The sequence below is a fragment of the Erwinia sp. PsM31 genome (genome assembly GCF_030433775.1).
GTDB classification, from domain to species: domain Bacteria; phylum Pseudomonadota; class Gammaproteobacteria; order Enterobacterales; family Enterobacteriaceae; genus Erwinia; species Erwinia aeris.
In genome coordinates this window covers 184,038-209,900 of the sequence record NZ_JARUWZ010000004.1, presented here as the reverse complement: position 1 = coordinate 209,900, position 25,863 = coordinate 184,038, and the positions used below count along the sequence as shown (strand labels likewise).

General features: G+C 55.5%; 24 protein-coding genes. 10 read left to right on the top strand and 14 right to left on the bottom strand.

Translation table 11 applies throughout. From position 1 onward, the window contains the following. The first annotated feature begins 16 nt into the window (after positions 1-16). Complete coding sequence (gene ybiB / locus QCD69_RS05365; RefSeq protein ID WP_301251260.1) at positions 17-988, top strand: DNA-binding protein YbiB; 972 nt, start codon at positions 17-19, stop codon at positions 986-988. Between the two features lie 196 nt (positions 989-1,184). Here ybiB and QCD69_RS05360 read toward each other — a convergent pair whose 3' ends face one another. The 5 genes from QCD69_RS05360 to QCD69_RS05340 all read right to left on the bottom strand — a co-directional run bounded on the left by QCD69_RS05360 (position 1,185) and on the right by QCD69_RS05340 (position 4,652). Then, complete coding sequence (locus QCD69_RS05360) at positions 1,185-1,337, bottom strand: hypothetical protein (protein ID WP_253454788.1); 153 nt, start codon at positions 1,335-1,337, stop codon at positions 1,185-1,187. After that, positions 1,318-1,893: a hypothetical protein gene (locus QCD69_RS05355; RefSeq protein ID WP_253454787.1), complete on the bottom strand. Its 576-nt coding sequence runs from the start codon at positions 1,891-1,893 to the stop codon at positions 1,318-1,320. Before QCD69_RS05355 ends, QCD69_RS05360 begins: the two co-directional genes overlap by 20 nt. Positions 1,894-1,988: 95 nt before the next feature. After that, positions 1,989-3,143, bottom strand: a complete 1,155-nt coding sequence (locus tag QCD69_RS05350; protein ID WP_301251258.1) for a M20 aminoacylase family protein — start codon at positions 3,141-3,143, stop codon at positions 1,989-1,991. A gap of 80 nt (positions 3,144-3,223) precedes the next feature. Next, positions 3,224-3,748, bottom strand: a complete 525-nt coding sequence (locus tag QCD69_RS05345; protein ID WP_253454785.1) for a 5' nucleotidase, NT5C type — start codon at positions 3,746-3,748, stop codon at positions 3,224-3,226. Positions 3,749-4,019: 271 nt separating this feature from the next. Further along, positions 4,020-4,652: a flavin reductase family protein gene (locus tag QCD69_RS05340; protein ID WP_253454784.1), complete on the bottom strand. Its 633-nt coding sequence runs from the start codon at positions 4,650-4,652 to the stop codon at positions 4,020-4,022. Between the two features lie 125 nt (positions 4,653-4,777). On the opposite strand from QCD69_RS05340, the gene rlmF reads away from it, so the two are divergent. After that, entirely contained in the window at positions 4,778-5,710 is a 933-nt protein-coding gene (gene rlmF / locus QCD69_RS05335; RefSeq protein WP_253454783.1) for a 23S rRNA (adenine(1618)-N(6))-methyltransferase RlmF, read from the top strand. A 21-nt stretch (positions 5,711-5,731) separates the two neighbouring features. On the opposite strand, the gene ybiO is transcribed toward rlmF, so the two are convergent. The 7 genes from ybiO to rhtA form a co-directional block, all read right to left on the bottom strand. Next, the gene (gene ybiO / locus QCD69_RS05330; protein ID WP_301251311.1) at positions 5,732-7,963 is read right to left on the bottom strand and encodes a mechanosensitive channel protein; all 2,232 of its coding nucleotides are present in this window, start codon (positions 7,961-7,963) and stop codon (positions 5,732-5,734) included. 160 nt (positions 7,964-8,123) lie between these two features. Further along, the gene (gene glnQ / locus QCD69_RS05325; RefSeq protein WP_125288793.1) at positions 8,124-8,846 is read right to left on the bottom strand and encodes a glutamine ABC transporter ATP-binding protein GlnQ; all 723 of its coding nucleotides are present in this window, start codon (positions 8,844-8,846) and stop codon (positions 8,124-8,126) included. Next, positions 8,843-9,502, bottom strand: a complete 660-nt coding sequence (gene glnP / locus QCD69_RS05320) for a glutamine ABC transporter permease GlnP (RefSeq protein WP_125288792.1) — start codon at positions 9,500-9,502, stop codon at positions 8,843-8,845. The genes glnQ and glnP overlap by 4 nt, the downstream gene beginning before the upstream one ends. 81 nt (positions 9,503-9,583) lie before the next feature. After that, positions 9,584-10,330: a glutamine ABC transporter substrate-binding protein GlnH gene (glnH, locus tag QCD69_RS05315; RefSeq protein ID WP_253454782.1), complete on the bottom strand. Its 747-nt coding sequence runs from the start codon at positions 10,328-10,330 to the stop codon at positions 9,584-9,586. A gap of 266 nt (positions 10,331-10,596) precedes the next feature. After that, on the bottom strand, positions 10,597-10,860 hold the full coding sequence (locus QCD69_RS05310; RefSeq protein ID WP_253454781.1) for a DksA/TraR family C4-type zinc finger protein: 264 nt from the start codon (positions 10,858-10,860) through the stop codon (positions 10,597-10,599). Positions 10,861-10,956: 96 nt separating this feature from the next. Continuing rightward, positions 10,957-11,460, bottom strand: coding sequence for a DNA starvation/stationary phase protection protein Dps (dps, locus tag QCD69_RS05305; RefSeq protein WP_125288897.1), 504 nt, complete (start codon positions 11,458-11,460; stop codon positions 10,957-10,959). Positions 11,461-11,832: 372 nt separating this feature from the next. Continuing rightward, positions 11,833-12,729 carry a threonine/homoserine exporter RhtA gene (gene rhtA / locus QCD69_RS05300; RefSeq protein ID WP_301251257.1) on the bottom strand — a complete coding sequence of 299 codons (897 nt, stop codon included), beginning with the start codon at positions 12,727-12,729 and terminating at the stop codon, positions 11,833-11,835. Positions 12,730-13,106: 377 nt separating this feature from the next. On the opposite strand from rhtA, the gene ompX reads away from it, so the two are divergent. The 8 genes from ompX to QCD69_RS05260 all read left to right on the top strand — a co-directional run bounded on the left by ompX (position 13,107) and on the right by QCD69_RS05260 (position 23,588). Further along, entirely contained in the window at positions 13,107-13,619 is a 513-nt protein-coding gene (gene ompX, locus QCD69_RS05295; protein ID WP_253454779.1) for an outer membrane protein OmpX, read from the top strand. A 335-nt stretch (positions 13,620-13,954) separates the two neighbouring features. Beyond that, positions 13,955-14,407, top strand: coding sequence for a manganese-binding transcriptional regulator MntR (gene mntR, locus QCD69_RS05290; protein ID WP_253454778.1), 453 nt, complete (start codon positions 13,955-13,957; stop codon positions 14,405-14,407). A gap of 21 nt (positions 14,408-14,428) precedes the next feature. Further along, positions 14,429-15,544, top strand: coding sequence for an SLC13 family permease (locus QCD69_RS05285; RefSeq protein WP_301251255.1), 1,116 nt, complete (start codon positions 14,429-14,431; stop codon positions 15,542-15,544). Between the two features lie 108 nt (positions 15,545-15,652). Further along, positions 15,653-16,828, top strand: a complete 1,176-nt coding sequence (locus QCD69_RS05280) for an HlyD family secretion protein (protein ID WP_253454776.1) — start codon at positions 15,653-15,655, stop codon at positions 16,826-16,828. After that, entirely contained in the window at positions 16,825-18,393 is a 1,569-nt protein-coding gene (locus QCD69_RS05275; RefSeq protein ID WP_301251253.1) for a DHA2 family efflux MFS transporter permease subunit, read from the top strand. The genes QCD69_RS05280 and QCD69_RS05275 overlap by 4 nt, the downstream gene beginning before the upstream one ends. Before the next feature lies 1 nt (position 18,394). Beyond that, entirely contained in the window at positions 18,395-19,957 is a 1,563-nt protein-coding gene (locus tag QCD69_RS05270) for an efflux transporter outer membrane subunit (RefSeq protein WP_301251252.1), read from the top strand. A 448-nt stretch (positions 19,958-20,405) separates the two neighbouring features. Next, a complete protein-coding gene (locus QCD69_RS05265) occupies positions 20,406-21,893 on the top strand; it encodes a sugar porter family MFS transporter (RefSeq protein ID WP_253454773.1) in 1,488 nt (495 codons plus the stop codon). A gap of 102 nt (positions 21,894-21,995) precedes the next feature. After that, the gene (locus QCD69_RS05260) at positions 21,996-23,588 is read left to right on the top strand and encodes an ABC-F family ATPase (protein WP_253454772.1); all 1,593 of its coding nucleotides are present in this window, start codon (positions 21,996-21,998) and stop codon (positions 23,586-23,588) included. Positions 23,589-23,644: 56 nt separating this feature from the next. On the opposite strand, the gene QCD69_RS05255 is transcribed toward QCD69_RS05260, so the two are convergent. Together QCD69_RS05255 and QCD69_RS05250 are read right to left on the bottom strand one after the other, a co-directional pair. Next, complete coding sequence (locus tag QCD69_RS05255) at positions 23,645-24,025, bottom strand: emp24/gp25L/p24 family protein (RefSeq protein WP_301251250.1); 381 nt, start codon at positions 24,023-24,025, stop codon at positions 23,645-23,647. A gap of 207 nt (positions 24,026-24,232) precedes the next feature. Further along, positions 24,233-25,777: a GGDEF domain-containing protein gene (locus QCD69_RS05250; RefSeq protein WP_301251249.1), complete on the bottom strand. Its 1,545-nt coding sequence runs from the start codon at positions 25,775-25,777 to the stop codon at positions 24,233-24,235. Positions 25,778-25,863 lie beyond the last annotated feature (86 nt).

Genomic DNA, 25,863 nt, shown 5'->3' with positions numbered 1-25,863 from the left:
CCAACAGAGCAGAAGCATGGACTATACAAAAATTATTAAAGAGATCGGCCGAGGGAAAAATCATGCCCGCGACCTTGATTTCGCTACCGCCAGCGAGCTTTACAGCCGGATGCTGGCGGACGAGGTGTCGCCGCTTGAGATGGGCGCTATCCTGATTGCGCTGCGAATCAAAGGCGAGGGCGAGGAGGAGATGCTCGGCTTTTATCAGGCCGTACAGGCGCGCGTGCTGAAACTACAGCCGCCTGCCAGCCTGCCTATGCCGGTGGTGATCCCAAGCTATAACGGCGCGCGTAAACAGGCGAACCTGACGCCGCTGCTGGCGCTACTGCTCTCCCTGCTCGGTTTTCCTGTGGTGGTGCACGGCGTTAGCGATGACCCGACTCGCGTTACCAGTGAGGCGGTGTTTGCCGCGCTGGGCGTTAAGGCGGTATCGGACATGCAGGAAGCGCAGCAGCGGCTGGAAGAGGGCAATCTGGTCTTCGTGTCGGTTGAAACGCTTTGCGCGCCGCTGGCACGGCAGCTCTCGCTGCGCTGGCAGCTGGGCGTACGCAACAGCGCGCATACGCTGGCGAAGCTGCTGACGCCGTTTGGCGAAGATGCGGCGCTGCGGCTTTCCAGCGTGTCGCACCCGGAATATATCCCGCGCGTGGGCAAATTCTTCCAGGCCATCGGCGGCCGCGCGCTGCTGCTTAACGGTACGGAAGGCGAGGTTTATGCCAATCCGCAGCGCTGCCCGGCGCTGAACCTGATTGCCGGAGAGGAGCCAGAGGTGCTGTTACCACGCCAGCCGGAAAGCCATATCGCCCGCGACGCGCTGCCTGCGGGTAAAGAGGCTGAAACAACGGCTGAATGGATCAGGCGTTGCCTCAATCGCGAAGTAGCGGTACCGCAGTCGCTGCGTCAGCAGATCGCCTGCTGTTACGTCGCTACGGGCCGCGCGGTGGACGTAGAGAGCGCGCTGGAGCAAATCGCGAAGGCCGGATACTGAGCCGGACCGGGCGTTTTAGCCAGGGCGGCGATAAGCTGTTTATCGGGGAAACGATTTTGCCGGGCTGAGGCTGAACGTTTCGCCTGACTGAGATTGAACGCTTCGCCGGGCTGAGGTTGAACGTTTTGCCGGATGGATGGCTTCGCCGGGCAGGTAAGCGTTCGAAAGGTAAGGCTTTGCAAGCCTTACCTGGCGGTTACGCATCCGGCCTGAAAAAAATAACGGATGCGCTGCGCTTTTTGTCCTGCTTCTGAAAGTGCTCATAAACAGCTTTCATCCGCCGGGCTTTAAGCGCGATGGCCTCTTCCAGCGTCAGCGGCCTGGTGGGTTTATCTGAGTTTAACGGCATAACCCCTCCTGTGAGGATCAAGGTTTGGGTAAACGGCGGCTATCCGCTGCGGCTGGCTTCTGCTGAGCTGTAGTATTCGCAAGCGATAAGCTCGTGAAAGCAGTTCGTCAAAAGCCAAAAACGTATAGCAATAAGGCCGGTACGCAGTGTAGTGCTTGTCGATTATATAATCAATAATGCAGTTCAGAGCCTGCGCGCGCTGACCCCTAAATCGCCTTTTAAAAAAGGGCGTGTCGGCTTCGATATTATCCAGGCTGTCAAAAGCGATATCATAACAGCCGCCCTTCAACGTTAGCCTGTGCGGACGTTTACCTGTCAGTAGCCCCTGCGGCAAATTAATAAGTGAATCCTCAACCGTAACAATTTCCGTTAACTGCACCAGGTAAACGCCCGCTTCGCCTGCCTCAACCCGATATAACATGGCGTGTCTGCCATCCGGCAGTACGCTTCGCGTTCTGTGCATAAATCCCGCCTTCCCTGAAAAATCTGCCGTCAGGATAAAGCGGTTTGGCCGTGAAGTCAGCGACGTTTTCATGAAGCGGAACAGGTCACGCAAAGTTTTTTACGTGCCTGCCTGCTTCTTGCATTCTTTTTTGAAGTGGATCTAAAAAGCGAGGCAGCCTTCCCGTCGGGCCGGAAAGCGCATGGCGCTTATCCGAGCGGCAGAAGCTTTTCCGCCAGCGCCGTCCAGAACGTAACGCCTTCCGGGATAACATCATCGTTAAAATCGTAGCGGGCGTTATGCAGCGGAGCAGAAGGCACCTCGCCGTCTGCACCTATCCAGAAATAGGCACCGGGGCAGGCTTCCAGCATGCAGGCAAAATCTTCCGACGCCATTGATGGGCTGGTTTCCCAGTGCACCTGTTCTGTCGGCAGTAATGCCAGCGCGCAGTCGCGAACCTGCTGTGCGGCGGCGGCGTGATTGCAGGTCACCGGGTAATCGGTCAGGTAGTCAATGCTGCCGTCAATGCCCAGCGGCGCGGTAAAAGTAGTGACAAAGTCGTCAATCATGCCGCGCACCCGGCTACGCACATCGGCCTGCAGGCATCTTAGCGTGCCGCGAAGCACCACGCTTTCCGGGATAACGTTAATGGCTTCGCCGCCATTAATTTGCGTGATGCTGACTACCGCAGAGGAGAGCGGCGACAGGCGTCGGGCCGGGATAGTTTGCAGCGCAAGAATGAGCTGCGCGGCGGCTACGATCGGATCTGCGCCGTTTTCCGGCATCGCCGCGTGGCAGCTTTTCCCGCGCAGCGTAATTTCGAAAGCGTCCAGCGAAGCCATCATGGGGCCGCTGTTCACCGCCACATGACCGACCGGCAGGCCTGGCCAGTTATGCAGGCCGTAGATAGCGTCCATGGGAAACAGCGTAAACAGGCCGTCGGCGACCATTTTTCTGGCACCGCCCAGGTTTTCTTCCGCCGGCTGGAAAACAAAATGCAGCGTGCCGCTGAACCGCCGCGTGGCGCTGAGATGTTTCGCCGCCGCCAGCAGCATGGCCGTGTGGCCATCGTGTCCGCAGGCGTGCATCACGCCAGGCTGCGAGGAGCGCCACGGCGCATCGCCCAGCTCGGTGATGGGCAGGGCGTCCATATCCGCACGAAAACCGATAGCGGGACCGGGACCGTTCTCCAGCGTGCCCACCACGCCGGTGCCTGCCAGGCCCGTATGCACCTGCAAACCAAACTCGCGCAGCAGCGCCGCTACGCGCTGTGAAGTCTCATCTTCGTGATAGCCCAGCTCCGGCCTTGAGTGAAACTGTCTGCGCCATTCAATGGCTTCCTGAATCAGCGAAACGGGGATCATATCTTCTCCTTTGCGGACGATAAGCCGGAAGGCGAGCGCGGCACTGCTGCCTGACAGGTATTTTTCAAAAGTGAGGGAGCTCAGAGCAACAGGTTCTCTATTTCCTGCCAGTTTTTAACCCGCCTGTAGCCGGTTACCTGCAGGTTGTGCGGGGCGCTATAAAGGATGCCTTCTCCGCAAAACCCTGTGAAATTATGGGCGTTATCATCAATCATATAATCCGCATTGATAATGCTTTTGTTGCCGCAGAACACAATATTACTGGGTTTGATGGCCGGGAAGTGGGTATTTAACCAGCGGAATTTCGCATTAAACGAAGAGGGCATCTGCATGGCGGCCGTGGTGATAAAGATCTCGTAACGATGGCTTAGCGCCTCAATCACGCGCTGGCTGTCGGCAATTACGCCCAGATCGCCAAAAAATTCCGCGTCTTCGCTGACCCGGCTAAAGATCTCCTGCAGCATCTCGGGCTTTTCCTCTGCCAGGCTGAACAGATTGAATTCGCTGTGCGCCAGTTCCAGCGAGAAATGGCGGTTAAACGTGGCGACCATTTTAGGATGGAAATCGGCAATGACCTCATCCATATCAATAGCAATTCTCTTCATTATCACTCCATGATGGCTTTCGGGATGCATAACATCATACCAAAAAAAGGTGCGCAGCAGGGTTTCCTGCTCGCGTTGAAAAGCAGAGCTGCCCGTCTAAAAACAGCGCGGGGCGTGGCCGTTCACTCAGGCTTTTCGTGGCTGCGGCCGCTTACGGCGCGGCCGCCAGCATGTCTGCGCCAGGCTGCCCGGCGAGCTTGCCTGATAGCAATGCTGTATAAGCTAAAAGAAAGCGATCTAAGCCGCCCTGTACAAGGCGGCACAGAACGGCTCAGGACTGGCGCGCGTCCGGCCGTACCAAATCAAAACGTAAATCGTCGCTAATGGCGTAATAGGCGCTGGGGCCGCCCGCCCGCAATATAGGGTTGGCTTTCGCCGTCTGATAGATGCCGTTTTCCAGCAGCTTGTGATCGATATGTATCGCCACCGCTTCGCCCAGCACCAGCCACTGCTCCAGCTTGCCGCCGTCGGCGTCTTGCAGCTGGATAACCTGCGTCAGCTTGCATTCAAAATTCACCGGGCTTTCGGCTACCATGCTGACCGCTACCTGCGTGCCGGGAATGGGCGTCACGCCGGAAAAAGCGAATTCATCCTCGCCGCGCGGCAGCGAAGCCGAACTTTCATTCATCGCCACGGCCAGCTCGCGGGTAGCCAGGTTCCAGACAAACTCGCCTGTTTCCACGATGTTCGCCACGCTGTCTTTCCAGCCCTGGCTGGAGAAACCAATAATAGGCGGCTTATAGTTAAAGCAGTTAAAAAAGCTGTAGGGCGCCAGATTGCGCTCGCCGCTGGCGCTTTGGGAACTGATCCAGCCGATGGGACGCGGGCCGATAATGGCGTTCAAAGGATCATGAGGCAGACCGTGGCCAAGACGCGGTTGATAAGTATGGCGGGAAGAGGACATCTGAACTCCTGATAAAGGGATAGTTATTACATAGTAGCCGCTTCGCCGTGGGAAAAAAGGCGGGAATTGTTTACGATCTTTACCGCAGCAGGTATCTTACGCGCCTGCAGATAAGAGAGCCGTTCATGAAAAAGATTGTCGAAAAAACCCAGCTTCATCCCCGTAACCGCCATCGTGGCCGCTATGATTTTCCTGCCCTGATTGCCAGTCATCCGCCGCTGGCGGAGTTTGTGGCGGTTAATCAGTACGGTGATGAATCGGTGAATTTCGCCGATCCGGCCGCGGTAAAAATGTTAAATCAGGCATTGCTGAAGCATTTCTATCAGGTTGAACAGTGGGCGATCCCGGATGGTTTTCTTTGTCCGCCGGTGCCGGGCCGGGCTGACTATATTCATCATCTGGCCGACCTGCTGGCGGAAGATAACCGCGCCGTCGCGCCGCGCAATATTAACGTGCTCGATATCGGCTGCGGTGCCAACTGCATTTATCCGCTGATTGGCTATCGGGAATATGAGTGGCGCTTTACCGGCAGCGAAATCAATGAAGAGGCGATGCGCGCCGCTAACGCCATTATCGCCGCCAATCCGGGCCTGAATCGCGGTATTCGCCTGCGTCGTCAGAAAAATACGCAGGCGATTTTTCACGGCGTTATTCATAAAAACGAGCAGTATCATGCCGTGCTGTGCAACCCGCCGTTTCACGCGTCCGCCAGCGAAGCGCAGCAGGGCACCCAGCGCAAGGTGCGTAATCTCGGTCTGGATAAAAACGCGCCGTTAAATTTCGGCGGCCAGCAGGAGGAGCTGTGGTGTGAAGGCGGCGAAAAAGCCTTTATCAGCCGCATGATTAATGAAAGCGTGGATTTTGCGAAACAGTGCGTGTGGTTTACTTCGCTGGTGTCCCGCCGCGAAAACCTGCCCGAGCTGTGGCGTGCACTGGAGCAGGTCGATGCGGTGGCCGTACGCACCGTGGAAATGGCTCAGGGCCAAAAGCAGAGCCGTTTTATCGCCTGGACCTTTATGGAAAAGACGGCTCGCGAACGCCAGATGAGCCGTCTTTAATACCGCCAGTACGGCCATCCGTTACTCCGGCGCAGGCAACGCAGGCACAGCGGCGGCGGCGTCCAGCCCGCTGCCGTTTTGCATGACCTGCACCGTTGGATGCGGCGCTTTGATCCCCGCCGCATCAAAATGCTTCTTCACCCTATTGTCGAGCGCGAAACGCACCGTCCACTGCTTCAGCGGTTGGGTAGTAAAGGAGACGCGCACGGTAAAGGCCTGGTTGGTCAGCCCGACCAGTCCGGCGAAATTAGGCTCGCCAATAACCATGCCGCGAATGGTTTCGTCCTGCATCAGTTCGTCCACCGCCTCGTGCAGCGCGGCATTCACCTTATCGCTGTCCTCACTGCGATCCACATCGTAATTCGCCACGAAAGAGCCAATGCCGCGCACGAAATTGGCGAAGGTGGTGATCGAAGACCAGGGGATAATATGGTAAGCGCCGGTATCCTGGCGGACGCCCACCGAGCGGATTGACATGCGCTCCACCGTGCCGGTAATGGCGCCGATAGTGACCAAATCGCCCGTGTTCATTCCGTTCTCAAACTGAATAAAAATACCGGTAATAATATCCTTAACCAGTGTTTGCGAACCAAAGGATACCGCCAGGCCCAGCGCGCCTGCGCCCGCCAGCAGCGGCGCGATATTCACGCCGATTTCCGACAACAGGATCATGATAGTGATGGTACTGATGACCACGGCCAGCGCGTTGCGAAACAGCGTCAACAGCGTGCGGGTTCTGGCGCTGGGCATCGGCCTGCCGTGAGAATCGGAAGCGAGACGGCTCTCGATCAGACTGGCAAGCAGCGTCCAGCCCACCGCCGAGAAAAACAGGATCATGACAATACGGATGATCACATCTACCAGCTTCACGCCTGCGCCAACCGTCAGCCAATGCCAGAGGTCGAACAGATTCCAGGCGTTCAGCAGCAGCAGGCAGACGGCAAACACCGTCAGCGTACGCGCCAGCTTCAGCATCATGGAAACCCAGCCGTTCACTCTTTTTTGCAGCTCGGGATAATTGCGACGCAGCTCTGGCGAGAGAATAATGGTTTTTGAGATCCAGCGGCTGAGAACGCCGGAAATCAGCGCGCCCAGCCCTATTATTGCCAGCGAACGCACGGTAGCGGACATCATAAATCTGAGGCTGTCGCCGGGGTTAAAGATCGAGAGCAGGAACAGCGCGATAAAATAGGCGCTGGCAAGCCAGTGCCAGATGACGGCGAAAGCGCGGATAAACAGTGAAAAAAAGCTCATCGAGCGGTCGGCCAGCTGAACCAGCGCCAGCTGTACGGGGCGGCGGTTGCGGAAAATCAGATAAAGCGCCCACCCGGTGATCAGACACATCAAAACCAGGTTAACCAGCGCCGCCGCCTGCACGTTAACCTGATTAGAAACAATAGGCACGATAACCAGCAGTCCGTAGCCGATAACGCTGCTCAGCCAGCTTAACCGCGTATTCCAGTAGTTAGCGCGCTCGTCAGAAAGATGGAAAAAACGCAGCTGCGGATAGCGCGGGCAGAAAATCAGCCGCAGGATCGCCTTGAAGAATTCAATCAGTGCAAAAGCGCTTAAGAACAGGCCCTGCTGGCGGGCAATCGTCCTGCTACCGGCATTGAGCGTATCGCTGAGCATCTGGCCGACAAACAGCGCGATGCCCAGCAGCAGCAAATCAATGATAAACGCGCCCAGGATCATCGCCGGAAGGTGCAGCCAGCTGGTGCGCTCGCTATTTTTACGGCGGCCCCATGACCCCATGCGGCGATAAAGCGGCGTCGCCGCCCGGCAGAGCAGCCAGTAGAAAGCGAACAGGGCGATGGCCAGCATCGCAAAGTGGCTCAGCGCGTTATAAAAAGTTATTGGGTTAAAGGTTTTATGAGGAGCGTTAACGATATTGCGGTGGAGTTTTTCTACTTTACCCAGCACCTCGCTGCCAAACTGACGGCTGACGTCGGTGACGCTTTCCAGCACCGTTTTATCCTCTTCTTCATCCGGCGGCGTCAGCACGGGATCTTCAGTTTTAGCAGTGCTTTCGGAAGCGCTCCGCAGCTGGTTAATCAGCTCGGTTCGCGATTGATCATTTTGCAAAATGTTGGCCAGCGCGGCGTAGGCGGCTTTTTTCTCTTCCAGGCTCGGTTCGCCGGAAGCATCGGCCGCGGGTTGCGACCGGGACGCCGCAACGGCGGCGACAGGCAGGCTGACGGCCTCAGCCTGACAGCAAAAAACAGCAGCGACTAACGGTAGCCATCTGAACATACAGCGCCAGAAGGGCGGGGTTCCCGACATCATATTCTCCTTTAACGGCGCAAAGAAGCGTCGAGCAGCAAGTATAGCCGGACAAAGAAAAGGAGAGAGGGGGGGAAGAGTTTTTTAAGAGCGGGCCGGGAAAGCGGGGCGGCCTGACCGCCCCAAAAAATTAGGAGACGTGCTGTAAGAATTCCTGCAGGCGTGCGCCCGGCGGGTTATCAATCAGCTCTGCCGGATCGCCGTCTTCCGCAATGCGGCCTTTATCGATAAAGATCAGGCGTGAAGCGACTTTCTTCGCAAAGCCCACTTCGTGCGTCACAATAACCATGGTCATGCCTTCTTCCGCCAGGTCCTGCATTACCTTCAGCACTTCATGACGCAGCTCCGGATCCAGCGCGGAGGTTGGCTCATCGAACAGCATCATCTTCGGCTTGACCGCCAGCGCGCGGGCAATGGCCACACGCTGCTGTTGGCCGCCGGAAAGCTCCGACGGGAAATGGTGCGCGCGTTCGGCCAGGCCGACCTTGCCCAGCAGCTCTTTTGCCAGACGCTGCGCATCGGCTTTGCTGGCGCCGCGTACGCGGATTGGGCCAAAAGCGACGTTATCCAGCGCGCTCATCTGCGGGAACAGATGGAACTGCTGGAACACCATGCCCGCTTCCTGGCGGATCAGGCGATCGTCTACTTTAGGATCGTTGACCTTCAGCCCGTCCACAATCAGCTCGCCGGTGGTGATCTCTTCCAGCTTGTTAATGCAGCGCAGCAGCGTGGATTTGCCGGAGCCGGACGGCCCGATAATCACCACGACCTCGCCCTGTTTAATAGTCAGATCGATATTATGCAGAACCTGCGTTTCGCCAAAATGTTTGGAGACGTTTTTAAATTCAATCACAGGATCTTCATCCTTTTTTCAATGCGACGCAGAACAAAGCTCAGCACCAGCGTAATAAACAGATAGATAACGGCTACGGCGCTCCAGATTTCCAGCGCGCGGAAGTTACCGGCAATGATTTCCTGGCCCTGGCGAGTCAGCTCCGCCACGCCGATAACGATAAACAGGGAGGTATCCTTGATGCTGACGATCCACTGGTTACCCAGCGGCGGCAGCATACGGCGCAGCGCCAGCGGCATGATAACGTAGCGCAGCGTTTCGCGACTGGAAAGACCCAGCGCCAGACCGGCTTCACGAAAGCCCTTATTGATTGACAGCACGGCGCCACGGGTAATTTCAGCGATGTAAGCGCCGGAGTTAATCATGATGGTGACCACTGCCGCGCTAAAAGGGTCGATGCGCAAATCGTTAAAGGCCATCGGCAGCGCAAAATAGATAAACATCACCTGCACGACAATCGGCGTGCCGCGGATCAGTTCAATAAAGACCAGGGCGATATTACGCGACAGCCAGCCGCCGTAAGCGCGGGCAAAACCCGCTATAAGGCCGATAATCAGGCCGCCAATCAGGCCGAGGACGGATATCCACAGCGTCAGGCGGGCGCCCTCGAGCAGGGCCGGAATAGATGGCCAGATGGCGCTCCAGTCAAACTGCATTCTTATTTCTCCGGATCAAAACCATATTTCGTTGGTGTGGAAAACGCAGGCGCACAGCGCGCCTGCGAAAAGTAAAAGCGATTATTTAGGCTCGGAACCGAACCATTTTTTATAAATTGTGTTGTAGGTACCGTTTGCACGCAGCGTTTTCAGCGCGCCGTTTACTTTTTCACGCAGCTCGTCGCTGCCTTTCGGGAAGGCGATACCGTAATCCTGCGCTTCGATCGATTCGCCTACGGCTTTGAACTGGCCTTTGCCTGCGGTGTTAATGAAGTAAAGGATGTTTGGCGTATCGTGCAGCACGGCGTCCGCACGGCCCGTGCCCAGCTCCATATAGGCATTATCGATATTAGGGAACTGGCGCAGATCTTTGGTTTTGATGTGCTGCTTAGCGTAATCCACGGAGCCGGTGCCGCTTTTCACCGCAACGACTTTGCCATCAAGATCTTTCAGACCCTGAATTTTGTCGTTATTGGCTTTGACCATCACCAGCAGACCGCTTTTATAGTAGCTGTCGGAGAAATCAATCGCCTGCTTGCGGGCGTCAGTGATAGTGATACCGGCCAGCGCCAGATCGACGTTACGCGTCTGCAGACCCGGAATGATACCGCTAAAATCCATTGGTTTAAGGGTATAGTCCAGCTTCAGTTCCTTCGCGATAGCCGCCCACAGCTCCACATCGAAGCCCACATATTGGTTACCCTGTTTGAACTCAAAAGGAACAAAGGCGGTATCGGTGGCGACAACCAGCTTTTTTTCTGCGGCGGTAGAAGAGACGGCAAACGCCAGCGTCAGCGCAGCCAGGGAAAACTTAACAAGTGACTTCATCTTTTTATCCTTATTGCAGTCGGACAAGCGCCTTGTCCGATTGAATGCCAGCAGCCATATGAAAAAACTATGCCAGGTTTTCAAAATATATTGAAAACAGCACGTTGAGTCAATTTAACAGGGATAATTACGCCTTAAGTAGCGCGATGCACCATAATGAGGCACCAAAACAGTGCGCTGGTTTCATTATGGTGCAATCCAGTTTTAACCTGGCGGAGGATAAAAAACAAAGTAAAAAAGGAAAGGGTGCGAGAGCGCTCGCGTGATTAACGCAGCTGGCTGTCTTTACTGCCGCGGCGATTAAAAAGCGTCGACTGCTGCTGTTTGTCTCGCTGTGCCTGGCATTGAATACAATATTGCACGCCGGGCAGGGCCAGACGGCGAGCTTCAGGAATGGCATCCCCGCACTCTTCGCAATATTTTGCGCTGGCGCCATGATGAATGGCGCGCCGGGCGCGATTAACGGCATCTTCTACCGTTGAGTCGATCTGTTCCTGTACGGCATCATCACGTGCCCAACCACTGGCCATCGCTTTCCTCCATATAAGAAGAGCAGATGAAAGGCCTCATCTGCTCGCAAAACCACGCTATGAAAAGTGGGGCTACTGAGCGCAGCCCGCATCGACTTACTCGATGTTAGATTCGATAAACCACAGGAATTTATCCAGGTCGCGGGAAGCGGCGGTAAAGATATCAGCGGTGTCTTCGTCTTCAACTTCACTAATCGCTTTACGAGTATCGTTAGCAACAACGGCATAGCGTTCTGCCAGCGCTTTAAGGTGATCCTGAACGGTATGAATGTTCAGCGGATAGCTTTTCAGCGGAGTGCGATCGTTCACTACCTGAGTGGTGCCCAACGCCACGCCGCCCAGCTGTACTACGCGCTCTGCAATGGTGTCCTGATGATCGGTAATCGTAGTGCGGAAACCGTCCAGCATTTCGTGTACGCCAATAAAGTTAGCGCCGCGCATATTCCAGTGCGCCTGTTTGGTAATCAGGGACAAATCAATGAATTCCGTTACCAGACGATTCAACACCTCAATGGTGGCTTTCTTTTCCTCATCGGCCACGTTGTTGCGGGTGTAATGCAGATCGGTCGCAGTCGTTTTTACCAGTTTAGCGGTACTCATCATTAATATCCTCTTAATGGTCAGTTGTCCTGAATGTACCGAATAAGTATAGCAGCGCTTTTCAACATTGCCATCACGATACTGCCTATCGCACAAATAGTAGCGGCCTTAGGGTTTAACTGACTGGTATTAAAGAGGAATAATTTATCGAATGCGATTAATAAATATTCTCATTTAGATTGATAAAGATAAATGACTGATAAAAAATAGATTTTTAATTTATCGTTTCGTTACAAATTGCGTAAAAAACCCTGTTAAAAAGCCACGATTTATTAAATTGGCTCAGAATTATCCGAGCCATATATGACATATTCCTTTTTTAACAGACGCCTCTTTAAATTTGTCTGCCGGGATAAACTTTTCTGAATATAGCTATTCACGCAGCTCGCTAATCGGAACGACTTTTTGCTTAGCGGGACGCAGACTCAGCGTAGCGCCTGCCGAGGCGATAATAATCGACAGCAGGCCCAGCCATTGCGGCAGCGTCAGCAGCTCGCCCAGGAAAATCATGCCGGAAAGCGCGCCCATGGCCGGCTCCAGGCTCATCAGTGTGCCAAACGTCCTGGCCGGCAGCCGGGTCAGCGCGACCATCTCCAGCGTATAGGGGAACGCGCTGGAAAGAATGGCGACAATAAGCGCAACCGGTAAAACTGCCAGGTTCCAGACGCCGCTTTCGGCAAACGTAAAGCCAACAGGGACAAAGACCAGCGAAGCGATCAGCGATCCCATGGCGACGGTAGCAGGGCCGTGCTCCGCTCCTGCGCGTTGGCCGCTCAGAATATAGATGGCCCAGCAGGCACCAGCCAGCAGCGCAAAAAATGCGCCTTTGGGATCGATGCCCGACATGCTCTTGCCAAGAGGCAGCAAAAGCCACAGCCCAAGCAACGCCAGCGCCACCCAGAGAAAATCGCGAGGCTTTCTCGACCCCACCAGCGCCAGCGTCAGCGGACCGACAAATTCCAACGCAACGGCAATGCCCAGCGGGACGGTACGCAGCGCCAGATAAAACGTATAGTTCATGCCGCCCAGCGCCAGGCCATACAAAACCAGAGGTACTACGCGATCGCGGCTGAACCGCAGCCGCCAGGGTTTGAAGATAAGGCAAAGAATAAGCGTGCCCAGCCCAAGACGCAGGGCGGTGATCCCCGGTGCGCCGACTACCGGAAACAGGGTTTTTGCCAGCGCGGCCCCGCCCTGAATTGAGGTCATGGCGAGCAAGAGCAGTAAGACAGGAAACCAGATTGAAGAACCGCGTGAAGAGGGAGACATCCTTTTGACCAACCTTATTTGTCCATCGAACGGGAGAAAAGTTCCCCGAAGTGTACCAACAGATTGTGCAAACCAGGCAAAAATGGCCTGGGAAAACGTTAAAGAAATTCGAAAAATTCGTCGTCAAGCGCACGCAGACGGGTAAAGAAGTGTCAGTTTAATTAAGATTTATCTCAATGAACAAATTTTTACATTGCTGGTCAGGCGAAGCGGCAAAGAGAGAAACATAAGTAAAAAGAATGAGATAGAAAGAATCATTAACGTCCTGTTACACCAAACATTGTCTTGGACAACAAAAACGGGGCAGAGTTTCTGGCTGAGGTTTGTTATATTTTCAGCGTTGTCAGGAGATAAGTACTTTCACATTTGAGGTGGTTATGAAAAAAATTGCATGTCTTTCAGCACTGGCTTGTGTACTGGCAGTTTCTGCTGGTTCAGCGATGGCACAGAGCACAGTTTCCGGTGGTTACGCACAAAGCGATATGCAGGGCGTGGCTAACAAAGCTAACGGTTTCAACCTGAAATACCGCTACGAAAACGGCAGCGATCCACTGGGCTGGATCGGTTCTTTCACCTACACCGAGAAAGATCGTACCGACGCTGGCGTCTATAACAAAGGCCAGTACTACGGCATCACCGGTGGTCCTGCTTACCGTCTGAACGACTGGGCCAGCATCTATGGCGTGGTTGGTATCGGTTACGGTAAATTCCAGCAGAACGCACCAGCGCGTGACAAGTCTGACTCAAGCGACGTAGGTGTTTCCTACGGTGCGGGCCTGCAGTTCAACCCAGGCATCGAAAACGTTGCTCTGGACGTTGGTTACGAGCAGAGCCGCATCCGCAGCGTAGACGTTGGCACCTGGATTGCTGGTGTTGGCTACAGCTTCTAAGATTGCCTGAAACCAGCTTCGGTTGGTTGATAAAAAATCCGCCCACGTGGCGGATTTTTTTTATGGCTGAATCAGCCGCCGGGATTTTTTTCTGCTGTCAGCATCTCCAGCAGCATCAGCCGTAGCGTAAAAGGCGAACGACAGAGCAGCTGTAGTAAAAGTGGTTTTTTCATGGTCTCCTCCGTTCGCTTTATGTACAGGTATAGCACAGGCTATAATTCGTAGCCAGCGCTATTGCGCGAGATTTTGTGCTTCCGTGCGCTTCGTTTACAATGTGGCACCATCAGGCTGATGCGAGCGCCCGCACGCGCCAGAAATAATAATGAGGAAGCTGAATGAGTCGTCGCGCTAAAACCGCAGTGCCTGCGCCACTGAAAGAGATAGAAGAGCATGTCGAAGGCTTCCGTCAGGTCCGTGAAGCCCATCGGCGTGAATTAATTGATGACTATGTTGAGCTGATTTCCGATCTGATCCGTGAATTTGGCGAAGCCCGCCAGGTTGATATGGCGGCGCGGCTCGGCGTTTCCCAGCCTACCGTTGCCAAAATGTTGAAACGCCTGGCTACGGTTGGACTGGTCGAGCAGGTTCCCTATCGCGGCGTGTTCCTGACTGCTGAAGGAGAGGCGCTGGCGGAAGAAAGCCGCAAACGCCACCATATTGTGGAAACGTTTTTGCTGGCGCTGGGCATCAGCCCTGATACCGCCCGCCGCGATGCGGAAGGGCTGGAACATCACGTTAGTGACGAAACCCTGGCTATTTTTCAGCAATTCTACGAAAGCCGTCAGTAATTTCCTCTCAGGTGAGTCCGTATGGCAACGCTGCTCAGGCCTTTTTTGCACGATCGCTTTCTGCATCTGTTAATTTTACTGGGCCTGCTGCTGGCCTGCTTTGCGCCTTTCTCGCTGCGGCAGCTGCCTGCGGCGGTGGACTGGTCGACCATACTGACGCTGGGCGGGCTGTTGATGCTGACCAAAGGCATCGAAGCCAGCGGTTATTTCGACGTGTTGGGACGTCGCCTGGTGCAGCGCTTTCAGTCAGAGCGTTCGCTGGCGCTGTTTCTGACCGCTGCCGCCGCGCTGCTGTCCACTTTCCTGACCAACGATGTCGCACTCTTTATCCTGGTGCCGCTGACGCTGACGCTGCGTCGCTACTCCTCGCTGCCGATCGCCCGGCTGGTCATCTTTGAGGCGCTGGCGGTTAACGCCGGATCGCTGCTCACGCCCATAGGCAATCCGCAAAATATCCTGCTGTGGCAACACGGCCACGTCGGCTTCGCCGGTTTTATCGGCCAGATGCTGCCGCTGGGCGGGGCGCTGCTGGCCAGCCTGCTGCTGCTTACCGCCGTCAGTTTTTCGGCGAAACGGATCGAGCGCTCGTCACATTCGCCGGAAACGCAATGGCAGCGCTCGTTGCTGATTGCCAGCGTCGTGCTCTATTTGCTGTTTATTATCGCGCTGGAGATGGGCTATGCGGGCTGGGGCGTTCTGCTGGTATTTGGCGTTTTCCTGCTGATGGCACGCCGCACGCTGCTGGCGATCGACTGGAGCCTGCTGGCGGTATTTATCGCCATGTTCGTGGATGTTTTTCTGTTAACCCGACTTCCCGCTTTACAGCATCTGCTCCAGCAAATTCCGCAGCTGCCGGAGGGCGGGAAATATCTGCTGGCGATCGGCCTGTCGCAGATTATCAGCAACGTGCCGGCTACTATTTTACTGCTGGCGAATCTGCCAGCCAGCACGCTGCTGGCCTGGGCGGTGAATATCGGCGGTTTCGGGCTGCTGCCCGGTTCGCTGGCAAACCTTATCGCGCTGCGGATGGCGAAAGATCGCTCTGTCTGGCTGCGTTTCCACTTCTACTCGCTGCCCATGCTGCTGTGGGCGATGGCGCTGGGCTGGGTGCTGCTTTTAGGCATTGATGCGCTGTAGCCTGAATCTTTTCTGACTTTGTAAAGAAACACTGGCATTTGTCAATTTAGGCCCTATGTTTATAACAGCGTGAATCTTGCGGGCTCGGCTTGAGCCCGCCGTAACCTGATGAGAACTATGGCTAATCAATCAAATTCTTCCTCAGATGATGACCAGCGTCATCCGCAGAATAATTCGCAGTCTGACGACCAAAACGACAAACCGCAGCAGGACGACCAGCAGCAGGACGAGGGCCAGGCGGAACGTAAACGCCCCGGCAAAAAGCCGCTGATTATTCTGGCGATTGTGGTGATCGTCATGATTATTGTCGGCTTTTACTTCTGGTTTACCGGCCGCAATATAGAAACGACGGACGACGCCTTTACGGAATCGGACGCCGTGACTATTGCGCCTAAAGCCTCCGGCTACGTCACTAAGCTGCTGGTTACCGATAACCAGCGGGTGAAAAAGGGCGATCTGCTGGTGGTTATCGATCCGCAGGATACCCAGGCGCAGCGCGATCAGGCTCAGGCCCAGCTTGGCCTGGCCGTGGCGCAGCTGCATCAGGCGCAGGCTTCTCTGGCGCTGTCTAAAGTGCAGTATCCGGCGCAGAAAGATCAGGCGCTGGCGCAGCAGGCCAAGGCGGAAGCTAACTTCCTTAATGCTCAGGAAGATTACAAACGCCAGCGCGGCGTCGATCCGCGTGCAACCTCGCAGCGTAATATTGATGCGGCCAGCGCGCAGTTAAGAAGCGCGAAGGCCGAGCTGGAAAGCGCGAAAGCGCAGGTAGAAGTCGCTTCGCAAATCCAGCTGCAAATTCGCCAGCAGGAAACCAACGTGGAAGCTCGTCAGCAGCAGGTCGAACAGGCCAAAGCGCAGCTGAACACGGCTAACCTTAACCTTTCCTATACAGAAGTGCGCGCGCCTTACGATGGCTTCGTCACTAAACGTAACGTGCAGGTCGGCACGCTGGTTCAGGCTGGCACCTCGCTGTTTTCGCTGGTTTCGCCAGATGTCTGGATCACCGCCAACTTTAAAGAGTCGCAGCTGGAAAGAATGAACCCTGGCGATAAAGTGCATATTTCCGTGGATGCCTGGCCGGATATGAAGCTGGAAGGGCACGTGGAAAGCATTCAGATGGGTTCAGGCTCCCGTTTCTCTACCTTCCCGTCGGAAAACGCGACCGGCAACTATGTGAAAATTGTCCAGCGCGTGCCGGTCAAGATCGTTATTGATAAGGGACTGGATCCGAACAAGCCGCTGCCGCTGGGGCTGTCGGTGGAGCCTGAGGTAACAGTGGAATGAGTCAAAGCCAGAGCTGGCAGCCGGCCAGTAACCCCTGGCTGGTCGCGATGACGGTGACGCTGGCGGTGTTTATGGAGATCCTGGACACCACCATTGTCAACGTGGCGCTGCCGCACGTCGCCGGTTCGCTCTCATCCAGCTATGACGAGTCAACCTGGGTGCTGACCTCCTATCTGGTGGCGAACGGCATCGTGCTGCCGATCTCCGCCTTCCTCAGCCGCGTATTTGGCCGCAAGCAGTTCTTTCTGATCTGTATTGTGATGTTTACCGTCTGCTCTTTCCTGTGCGGCATCGCTACCGAGCTGTGGCAGATCATTCTGTTCAGGATCCTGCAGGGCTTTTTCGGCGGCGGCCTGCAGCCGGTACAGCAATCGGTACTGTTGGACTACTTTAAGCCGGAAGATCGCGGCAAGGCGTTTGGTCTTTCCTCTATCGCCATTATCGTCGCGCCGGTGCTTGGCCCGACGCTGGGCGGCTGGATCACCGATAACTACAGCTGGCGCTGGGTATTCTTTATCAATATTCCGGTCGGCATCCTCAGCGTGCTGGCTATCTATCAGCTGCTGGAAGATCCGCCGTGGGAGCGTAAGTGGGCGAAAGGAAAACTGAATATCGACTATATCGGTATCGGTTTAATTACCCTGGGACTGGGCTGTTTGCAGGTCTTTCTCGATCGCGGCGAAGATGACGACTGGTTCAGCTCTAATTTTATTATGACCTTCGCCATACTGAGCGCCATCGGGCTGGTCGGCGCGGTTTACTGGCTGCTGTACGCCAAAAAGCCGGTGGTGGATCTGCACGTGCTGAAAGACCGTAACTTTGCCGTCGCCAGTATTCTGATGTCCGGCATGGCGGCCATCCTCTATGGCAGCTCGGTGGTGATCCCCCAGCTGGCGCAGCAGGATCTGGGCTATACCGCCACCTGGTCAGGGCTGGTGCTTTCGCCCGGTGCGGTGCTGATTGTGCTGACCATTCCGCTGGTGCTGAAGCTGATGCCGATCGTCCAGACGCGCTGGATTATCGCCTTCGGTTTTACCTGCCTGTTTGTCTCTTTTCTCTATTCCGCGAAGCTGACGCCCAATATCGATTTCACCACGCTGGTGATGATGCGCAGCGCGCAGACCATCGGGCTGGGTTTCCTGTTTGTGCCGTTAACGACCATTGCGTTCGTGACTATTCCACAAAAGCTAAATGCGGATGCGTCAGCGCTGTTCACCATGTGTCGTAACGTGGCGGGTTCGATAGGCATTTCGCTTTCTACGGCGATGATTACCGAGCGGGAGCAGGCGCGTAGCGCGCACATGGTGCATAACATGACGCCGCTTAACGAGCCGTTCAATCTGACGGTAGAACGCTGGGCGCAGGGGGTCAGAGACTTTACCTCAGCGGTGGGCGATCCGATTACGATAGCGACAGGGCAGGTCTATAAAGAGATGATCGTCCAGGCGCGTATTCTGGCCTATATCGACGTTTTTATGGGCCTGAGCATTGTCGCCCTGGTTCTTATTCCATTTTGTTTACTGCTGGCGCCGATTAAGAGCGAGGGCAGTGCAGGAGCACACTGACATGAACGTTACTCCTTTATTTACGCGTTCGCGGCTCGGCGTGCTGCTGGTTGCGGCTATTACGCTGTCGGCCTGTAGCGTCGGGCCGGACTACCGGGCGCCGAAACCGTCCACGCCCGCTGCTTTCAACTCGCTGGCGTCGGATCGCGCGTCTCGTCCCCAGGCCACCGTCACCAATCCGGGCTGGTGGAAATCGTTTAACGATCCGCAGCTAAACAGCCTGATCGATCGCGCCATCGTCGGCAATCTGAGCCTGCAGCAGGCTGTTTTGCGCATCGCCGGTTCTCGTCAGCAGCTTAATCAGGCTCGCGGCGCATGGTTCCCCTCGATCAACGGTGCCGCCTCGGCACAGCGCCAGCAGCTGGGCCTGAAAGGCGAGCTGGAATCGAAAGGCGTCTACAGCCAGCTGGATGAGGTCAGCGGCGATACCGACGTTCGCTCGGCGCTGAACGGGCTGACCAAGCCGGTCGGGCTTTACCAGGGTAGCTTCGACGCCTCCTGGGAGCTGGATCTGTGGGGCAAAGTCCGTCGGCAGGTTGAGGCAGCAGGCGCGCAGCAGCAGGAGTCACTGGAAAGCCGTAACGACGCGCTGGTTTCGCTTGAGGCTGAGGTGGCCCGCACCTATTTACAGCTGCGCGGCGCGCAGCTGATTAGCCAGACGCTGCAAACGCAGATTGAAGTGGCGCAGCAAACGCTGGAGCTGACGCAAAGCCAGCAGCGCAACGGCCTCGCGCCTCAGATGGACGTGGAAAACGCTCGCGCCCAGCTGCATTCTCTGCGCGCGCAGCTGCCGCAGTATGAATCGCAAATGCATCAGGCGATGAACGGGCTGGCGGTGCTGATCGGCAAGCCGCCGGGGGCGCTGGATGCCGAGCTGGCCGCGCCGAAAGCGATGCCGGCCTTGCCAAAAGCGGTATCGGTGGGTCTGCCGTCCACGCTGGCGCGCCGGCGTCCGGACGTGCGCCAGGCGGAAGCGAGACTGCATGAGGCGACAGCCAGTATTGGCGTTTCCGTCGCGCAGCTGTTCCCGGATTTCTCGCTGACCGGGCAGTTCGGAATGCGTAATACCGACGCCAGCTATCTGGATAACTGGAGCAGCCATTTCTACAGCTACGGCGCCTCGGTCTCGCTGCCGATTTTCCAGGGCGGCAGGCTGGTTTCTGGCGTAAAACTCGCCAGAGCGGAGCAGGCCAGCGCCGCGCTTGGCTATCGGCAGACGGTTCTGACCGCCTTGCAGGATGTGGAAAACGCGTTAGTCAGCTATCGCACCGATCAGCAGCAGGTGGAAGGGCTGGATCAAACGGTTGACGCGCTGCAAAACGCCTTCGATTTGGCTAACGACAGCTATGGCAAGGGGCTTTCTTCGTTTATCGACGCGCTAACCGCGCAGCGCCAGCTGGCTCAGGCGAAGCAGCAGGCCGCATCTGCCAGGGTGCAGAGCAGCCTGGATCTGGTCGCGCTCTATAAAGCGCTGGGCGGCGGCTGGGAGCTTTATCAAAACGTGCAGCTGCCGGACTACTCCGTTTTCGGCCCCGCAGAAAGCGGCGATACGCCGGCGGGCTGAGGCCCTTGCCCGACCAGCGGTAACGCAACGTCGCCGCCGGTCGCCTTACCTGGCTTTGCCCGTTCCTGCCAGTGCGGCCTTTTATGAAAACATCTGCCTCGCCTGTTACAGCCGTGTTTCCCTCCATGATCGAAATGCTTAACGGTCATAAACCGCCCACGGCAAAATTATCCGATGCTTTTTCATTAAAATGAAATAAAAGTTTTAGTTGGATAAGGGTGCGCTTTTCTGTTTTAACCCAGACAGGGTAGGGTGTGGCGACAGGTTGCGCCCCACTTATGATACTTGCGTCACAAAAGCAGCGATGCGGTGAGAGCTGTGCCGCAAAATTTAATTTTCATTGTTATTTTAAATGAAAGAAATGCACTAAGTTAAGAGCCTGGAGAACACACCAGGCGCCACTTTATTTCTGGCGGCCTGACCTGCGAATAACGAAGAGGTCAACATAATGCCTAAAGAACAATATCTCACGCCCAATCGGGCCTCGGGGCCTAACAGCACGTCGCGAACGGAACCCTTCGTCAAAGTGATAGCCGTTATCGCCACGCTGGGCGGCCTGCTGTTTGGTTACGACACCGGGGTTATTTCCGGTGCGCTGCTGTTTATGGGCACGGAGCTGCATCTTACGCCATTCACTACCGGCCTGGTGACCAGTTCGCTGCTGTTCGGCGCTGCGTTCGGCGCGCTGATTTCCGGTCATTTCGCCGCGGCAGCCGGGCGGAAGAAAATCATTATCGTTCTCGCCGTCATTTTCGCCATCGGCGCACTGGGAACCTCACTGGCACCTGATGTGCACTGGATGATTTTCTTCCGCCTGGTATTAGGCGTGGCGGTAGGCGGCGCGGCGGCAACCGTGCCGGTCTACATTGCCGAAATCGCGCCTGCCAACAAGCGCGGACAGCTGGTTACGCTCCAGGAGTTGATGATCGTGTCCGGTCAGATGCTGGCCTATATTTCCAATGCCGGTTTTAACGCGGCCTGGGGCGGCGAGCAGACCTGGCGCTGGATGCTGGCGGTCGCTACCGTACCCGCCGTAGCGCTCTGGTTCGGCATGATGTTTATGCCCGATACGCCGCGCTGGTACGCGATGAAAGGACGTCTGGCGGAGGCGCGCAAGGTGCTGGAGAGAACCCGTGCCAAAAGTGACGTCGAGTGGGAGATGACGGAAATTGAGGAAACGCTCAGCGAAGAGGAAAACAAAAACAAGCCCAGCCTGAAAGAGCTGCGCAAGCCCTGGCTGTTCAAACTGTTTCTTATCGGGATCGGCGTAGCGGTGATCCAACAGCTTTCCGGCGTAAACACCATTATGTATTACGCGCCTACCATGCTGAAGGCGGTGGGTATGAGCACCGACGCTGCGCTGTTTGCCACTATCGCCAACGGCGTGATTTCAGTACTGATGACCTTTGTGGGGATCTGGCTGCTGGGCCGTTTGGGACGCCGCACCCTGACCATGATCGGTCAGTTCGGCTGCACCGCCTGCCTGCTGTTTATTGGCTGCATCAGCTATTTTATGCCGGAAACGGTCAATGGCCAGCCGGACATGATGCGTAGCTATCTGGTATTGCTGGGCATGCTGATGTTCCTTAGCTTCCAGCAGGGCGCGCTGTCGCCGGTCACCTGGCTGCTGCTTTCGGAAATTTTCCCGACTCGCCTGCGCGGGATTTTTATGGGCGGCGCGGTATTTGCTATGTGGATTGCCAACTTCATTATCTCGCTGGTTTTCCCGATGCTGCTGGCCACGGTAGGGCTTTCCGGCGCGTTCTTTATCTTCGCCTTTATTGGCCTGTTTGGCGCGGTCTTTGTTATCAAATGCGTGCCGGAAACGCGCAACCGCAGCCTGGAGCAGATCGAACATTATCTGCATGACTGGCTGAGTAACGACGTTGAGACACGAGCCGTACGATCGCCGGAACGTAAAGCGGAAAGTCATTAGCGAAATCGGGAAGCTTCAGCGGGCGGCGGTGTATTCGCCGCCCCTTTTTTTTGGCATACTATGCGCTGATTTATTCCCCCATCGTAAATGAAAGGCAATCCTGTGCTAGTTTCCAGCAACGTCACCATGCAGTTTGGCAGTAAGCCGCTGTTCGAAAACATCTCTGTCAAATTTGGCGGCGGCAACCGCTATGGCCTGATCGGTGCCAACGGTAGCGGCAAGTCCACCTTTATGAAAATTCTCGGCGGCGACCTGGTGCCGTCTGCGGGCAACGTGTCGCTCGATCCTAACGAGCGCATCGGTAAACTCCGTCAGGATCAGTTCGCCTTTGAGCAGTACTCGGTGCTGGATACGGTCATCATGGGCCACGGCGAGCTGTGGGAAGTGAAAGAAGAGCGTGACCGCATTTACGCGCTTCCGGAAATGAGCGAAGAAGACGGCTATAAAGTGGCCGATCTGGAAGAAAAATACGGCGAAATGGACGGTTACACCGCAGAATCGCGCGCTGGCGAACTGCTGCTGGGCGTGGGGATCCCGCTGGAGCAGCATTACGGCCCCATGAGCGAAGTTGCGCCGGGCTGGAAGCTGCGCGTGCTGCTGGCGCAGGCGCTGTTCTCTAATCCAGAGATCCTGCTGCTTGACGAACCAACCAACAACCTGGACATCGATACCATTCGCTGGCTGGAGCAGGTGCTGAACGAACGTAACAGCACCATGATTATTATTTCGCACGACCGTCACTTCCTGAATATGGTCTGCACCCATATGGCCGATCTGGATTACGGCGAGCTGCGCGTTTATCCGGGCAACTATGACGAATACATGACGGCGGCAACCCAGGCGCGCGAACGTCTGCTTGCCGATAACGCCAAGAAGAAAGCGCAGATTAACGAGCTGCAATCTTTCGTCAGCCGCTTTAGCGCCAACGCCTCTAAATCGCGTCAGGCAACTTCCCGCGCCAAGCAGATTGATAAAATCAAGCTGGATGAGGTGAAGGCCTCCAGCCGTCAGAACCCGTTTATTCGCTTCGAGCAGGATAAAAAGCTGTTCCGTAACGCGCTGGAGCTGGCAGGGCTGACCAAAGGCTTCGATCAGGGCCCGCTGTTTAAAAACGTTAACCTGCTGCTGGAAGTAGGCGAAAAGCTTGCGATTATCGGGCCGAACGGTATCGGTAAATCCACGCTGCTGAAAACGCTGGTGGGCGAACAGCAGCCGGATAACGGCACGGTTAAATGGTCAGAAAACGCCCGCATCGGCTATTATGCGCAGGATCACGCGCATGATTTTGCCAACGACCTGACGGTGTTCGACTGGATGAGCCAGTGGATGCAGGAAGGGGATGACGAGCAGGCGGTACGCAGCATTCTGGGTCGCCTGCTGTTCAGCCAGGACGATATCAAAAAGCCAGCGAAAGTCCTCTCCGGTGGCGAAAAGGGCCGTATGCTGTTTGGCAAGCTGATGATGGAAAAGCCGAACGTGCTGATTATGGATGAGCCGACCAACCACCTGGATATGGAATCCATCGAGGCGCTGAACATGGCGCTGGAGATGTACGAAGGCACGCTGATTTTCGTTTCTCACGACCGTGAGTTCGTCAGCTCGCTGGCGACCCGCGTGATTGAAATGACGCCGGGCAAAATCCACGACTTCACCGGCAACTACGAAGATTACCTGCGCAGCAAAGGTATCGCCTGAATTAAATAAAAAGGCGGGGCATCTGCTCCGCCTTATTGGCCCGGTAAGCTATCGGGTCAGATTTTCAGGATCGCGGTTTTAATAAACCACAGAAGAACGGCCACCAGCGCCGGGATCATCAGCGTCCAGGTGATCCTGCTGTTGATATCGTTAAACTTCTCAAACATTCGCTCGAATTTTTCATCTATTCGCTCGAATTTTTCGTCTATTCGCTCGAATTTTTCGTCTATTCGCTCGAATTTTTCATCAATCTTTTCAAATCTGATATTAGTGCGCGCTTCGCTGGCCGCTATCTCTTTTATCAACTCGGCTCTGAGTTCCGCCACGTCCGTTTTGGTGGCAAAATTTTCTGAACGAGCCGTAAGCACGGCAAGATCGAGTTTTATCTGTCGCGTATCTTCTTCAAGTCGCTCGACGCGCTGTTCCAGAATATCCATATTTTCTCCGTTTCCTTCGTCCTTATGCCAGACATCACTCATGTCAGACGGGCATAAATAGCTACCCATATCCCTGTTCCTTGTGTCCTGTAAACTACGCCAGCGGGGCGAGATAAGCAAAGGGCTGGCTGGTTTGGCGCGTAAAGAATAAAGGATAACAGCGCAGAAAAAGGTGAAGGTGCGCAACTATTTGATGTTTTCTGGAAATTACTGGAATATTTCCACTCTATTCCTTCCGGCTAATTTTGCCTGATAAAGCGCTTTATCCGCCTGGCCTATCAGCGTCTGGCGATCTTCCGGCTGATTGCTCTGCATCACATGGAGACCTATGCTGATAGTCACTACTTTAGCCGCGCTTTCGCTGTTACGATGTGGGATCTCCAGCGCGGCAACGGCTTCTCTTATCCTTTCCGCCACTTTCATCGCCGCCTCCTGGCCGCAATCGGTAAGGATCACCGCAAATTCCTCGCCGCCGTAGCGTGCGATCAGGTCATCGGAGCGAAGCCCAATGTTCAACAGGGCGTTGCCGACGTATTTCAAACACTCGTCGCCGGCCAGATGGCCGTATGTGTCGTTGAACCGCTTAAATGAATCCACATCTATCATCAGCAGCGCCATCGGCGAACGCAGCTTATTGGCGCGCTCCAGGCTGCGATCCAGATAGAGGTCGAACTGGCGGCGATTCGCCAGACCGGTAAGGCTGTCCACCAGCGCCAGCGTTTGCAGCGTACGGTTTATCGCCGTCAGCCGGTCGCGCGCCGTGGCCAGCTCCTCCTGATCGCGGATAGTATGGCCAATATTACGCAGCAGCAGCCAGCCCAGCGCGGCAATCACCAGCAGCAGCAGCGCGCACAGCGACAAATAAACCACCAGCTCGGCCAGCCAGGCCTGCACCAGCTGCTTTTTGTCATAGCCGACGGTAATCACCAAGGGATAGCGTTTCAGGCTCGCATAGCCAAAAATACGTTCGACGCCGTCAAGCGCGGCTTTGTAGCTTGCCGTTCCGTTGGGGGAAGTTTTTAACAGATGCGTAAACAGCGGACTGTTGGCTATATTGCGGTTAAGCAGATTATCGACAAAAGGACGAACGTAAAGAATATTGCCCGTATGGGTCATCAGCGCCAGCAGGCCTTTGTCACCCAGGCTGTAATAGCCAAAAATCTGCCGAAAATAGTCGATGCGCAGCGTAGCCAGCAGCACGCCGCGAAAAGTGCCGTCGCGGTTGTTCAGCCTCATTGAAACGGGAATAACCAGCTCGCCGGTGGTGCGGCTGCGAATGACCTCATCGATATGCAGATCCAAATCGCTATGCTGCTGATGATATTTAAAGTAGGCGCGATCGGCATTATTGCTGCGCTGGTTAAGCATTCCCTGAGAAGTCAGCACCCAGTTGCCTGCGCGGTCGTAGACAAACAGGCCGTGCAGCTGCGGCAGCGAAGCTTTTCGCTCCATTAACAGCGTGCGCAGGTAGTTTTGCCGCTCGGCGTCCAGACCGACCAGCGTAATACGATCGCGTAGATCCTGCAGCGTCAGCTCGACCGGCAGCAGCGTATCTTCGGCTTGTCGTGACAGCGATTGTGATAAATTCCGGGCGTTATTTTGAGTTTCATTCACAACGCGCTGCCAAATACTGTAAATCACCCATCCGTTCACCAGCACAACGGCACAGCCTATCACCAGCAAAAATACAACCAGCAGGCGACGCAGACTCTGCATGCTGACATCCGGTTGCGGGTGATGCTCCTCACTCATGCAATACTCCCTGGCGCGACATTCGCAGTGATCTAACTATAGCGGCAGCCGGAAGAATGGCTTGTTTTTACAGACTAAGCGGGCAA